This window comes from Skermanella sp., assembly GCF_059503625.1.
The window spans coordinates 1-2366 of record NZ_JCACHA010000437.1 but is presented as its reverse complement, the minus strand read 5'-3'; the positions used below and the strand labels follow the sequence as shown (position 1 = coordinate 2366).

Genomic DNA, 2366 nt, shown 5'->3' with positions numbered 1-2366 from the left:
CGTACCTCAAAACCGCCGCCGAAAGCACTGCACGGAAGAAAGGCCCGCTCTGAAGTGGTACAGAGCGGGCCTAGTTCGTCATGTGATCAGAACACGGGGCAACGTGTGTCCACCCCTCCTAACCGCTCAATGTATCAGTCAATTCTAATATCGATTGGTATACCTAAATCGGATATGTTCTCAGATTTAGTTCCTTTTTGGTTCTTGTCGGCTGAAGGGTGATTGATCTAGATCAACTCCGGTTTCGGCTTATGTTCCATTTTTGGTTGGGTTTCGTACTGATTCCCTGGACAGGGTCGTATAAAGGGCTTGCCGAGTCTTTCGATAAAGCTAGGTGAGGTTTAGACCGTTCTTGGTCTCTCTCCCAATGGTAAACGCTCATGGCCGATGAGGCCGAAACTCTCCGGGACTGCTTGGACAAGTTGGCGGCGCTGATGGAAGTGGCGGATCTCCTTCCACCTGAGCAGCGTAATCGCATAGCGATGACCATCGCGGCGATCACCCTGACGCTGGACTCCACCTTCATCCGCAGCTGTGAGGAAGGTCAGCGCCATCTCAAAGTCCGGCTCGGTAATGTCGAGGCGTCCGGTGGATCCCGGCAGGTCTTCGCCGCGGTCGCCAAAACCGATACCGCGATCGCGGCGCTGATCCAGCGCAGCCTTGCCGAGGTCGGTCAAGCACAGGAGACCGGGATCACCGCCTTCACCGATGGCTGCTCCGGTCTGCGCTCGATCCTGATCGATGCCGGGATCACGGCGCCCCCGTACCTCGACTGGTTTCACATTGCCATGCGGCTGAGGCATGCTGAGCAGGTGGCCGGCAGCCTGCCGATCGACATGCCGGAGCGGGAGCATGCCAGAGCGGTGATCGTCACGGAGATCGACCGCCTGCAATGGCGAATTTGGAACGGCAAGGCCAAGGACGCGCAGATCACCCTTGAGCGCCTCCGCGACGTCATGCCGACCTTCCAAGGCGAAGACAGCGGGAAAAGGGATCCGGCGTGGCGCCGGCTGTGGAAGGCGCTGCGCGAGATCGACCGTTATCTCTCCAGCCAAAGCGCCTGGCTCACCGACTACGCCGAGCGCCACCGTGCCGGTTTGCGGGTTGGCACATCGCTCACCGAAGGCACCGCCAACTTCCTGGTCAACCGTCGCATGAACAAATCCCAGCAGATGCGGTGGTCCCGCCGCGGCGCTGACCTTCTGCTCCAGGTCCGCTGCGCTATCCTCAACTGGCTATGGCTGCCTGATCCCCCATTCCGTTGACGGTCACATCTCCCGCCGCACCCTGCGCACCTTCCGGGCGCAGGCTATGGCCGATTGGAATACCGCGACCGCTGCTGCGTGAGAGTTGTCAAAAGCTCAGGCCCTCTGCGCGCTGGCCAAGTTCCCGTGACAATGCCCCTTCAACCCTCCTGTTATTTCCCGAGTCCGGCTGATTTCCGCAGGCTATCGTTGATGCGCGATTGCCAGCCTGGGCCACTCTGGCGGAAGAATTCCACCACATCAGCATCAAGGCGTAGCGTGACCTGCTTTTTTGGGGCTTCCGCCTTCGGACGGCCGCGGCTTTTTCGCAGTCCCTGGGCCAACTCGGGGAAAGCCCTAGTGAACGGTTTAGCCTGCTTGAAGTCGGCCTCGGTCCATTCGGGATTGTCGCTCACGGCGTCCCAATCCTCCTTGGTGAAGCCGTGCCCCTCTTCGAAATCAGTGTGCTTGGTGGTGGGCATCGAACAGGTTCCTTTCCTTCTTGCTCGCCGGTCGCATGCTGATGATGGACAGCCCTTCGGTGCCGAGCAGGGCAAAGACCACCGCAATGGTCCCATCCTCGAAGCGGCCAATGGCCTGGAAGCGCCCCAGCTTGGCCGGGCGAACCAGTGCCGTCTCGAAGAACACCCCGTCCTCCAGATCGGCGAAATCCAATCTGTGCTTCATCAGATTGGCGAGACGTTTTGGAGGGTCGTAGACGATCTTCATGGGATTAAATGTAGTTACGTGAATTTGAAACGTCAATAAATTTTCGTAACTACATTTTTGCCGGACGCCAGCGTGATGAGATGGACGTCCGCCGTTTCGGGCACGGCAGTGGGCATTGGCACGGGAACAGTGGCGTTGTCACGGGAAATTGGCCGGCGCGCAGAGGCCCTGAGAATCTGTTCGCAGACGGGGCATGCCGGCCTGTGCTGACCGGGATGCTACTTTGAGCTGAAAAGAGGAATGACGCGTGGGAGGCTGGCGGGCTATGTCGGGGGCGTCGTCAACAGCCACCGAGCCAGCATCATATGGGCACCGCCGTCAGAACCGCCAGGACTTCGTCGGCATCCTGGGACGCCTTCGCCGACGTGGACGCCTTCGTGGATGAGGTTCTGG

General features: G+C 59.5%; 3 protein-coding genes. 1 reads left to right on the top strand and 2 read right to left on the bottom strand.

Annotation, left to right across the window (positions count from 1 at the left end; all coding sequences use genetic code 11):
- Positions 1 to 422 precede the first annotated feature (422 nt).
- Positions 423 to 1265, top strand: coding sequence for a hypothetical protein (locus AC5JJ6_RS09505; protein WP_496041807.1), 843 nt, complete (start codon positions 423 to 425; stop codon positions 1263 to 1265).
- A gap of 152 nt (positions 1266 to 1417) precedes the next feature.
- Here the strand turns inward: AC5JJ6_RS09505 and AC5JJ6_RS09500 are convergent, their stop codons facing one another.
- Positions 1418 to 1726, bottom strand: a complete 309-nt coding sequence (locus AC5JJ6_RS09500) for a BrnA antitoxin family protein (protein ID WP_496041806.1) — start codon at positions 1724 to 1726, stop codon at positions 1418 to 1420.
- Positions 1704 to 1973: a BrnT family toxin gene (locus tag AC5JJ6_RS09495; protein WP_496041805.1), complete on the bottom strand. Its 270-nt coding sequence runs from the start codon at positions 1971 to 1973 to the stop codon at positions 1704 to 1706. The genes AC5JJ6_RS09500 and AC5JJ6_RS09495 overlap by 23 nt, the downstream gene beginning before the upstream one ends.
- Between the last annotated feature and the right edge of the window lie 393 nt (positions 1974 to 2366).

Coding starts and splice junctions, on each gene's coding strand:
- AC5JJ6_RS09500 (WP_496041806.1), bottom strand. CDS start 1,726: ATGCCCACCACCAAGCACACTGATTTCGAAGAGGGGCACGGCTTCACC.
- AC5JJ6_RS09495 (WP_496041805.1), bottom strand. CDS start 1,973: ATGAAGATCGTCTACGACCCTCCAAAACGTCTCGCCAATCTGATGAAG.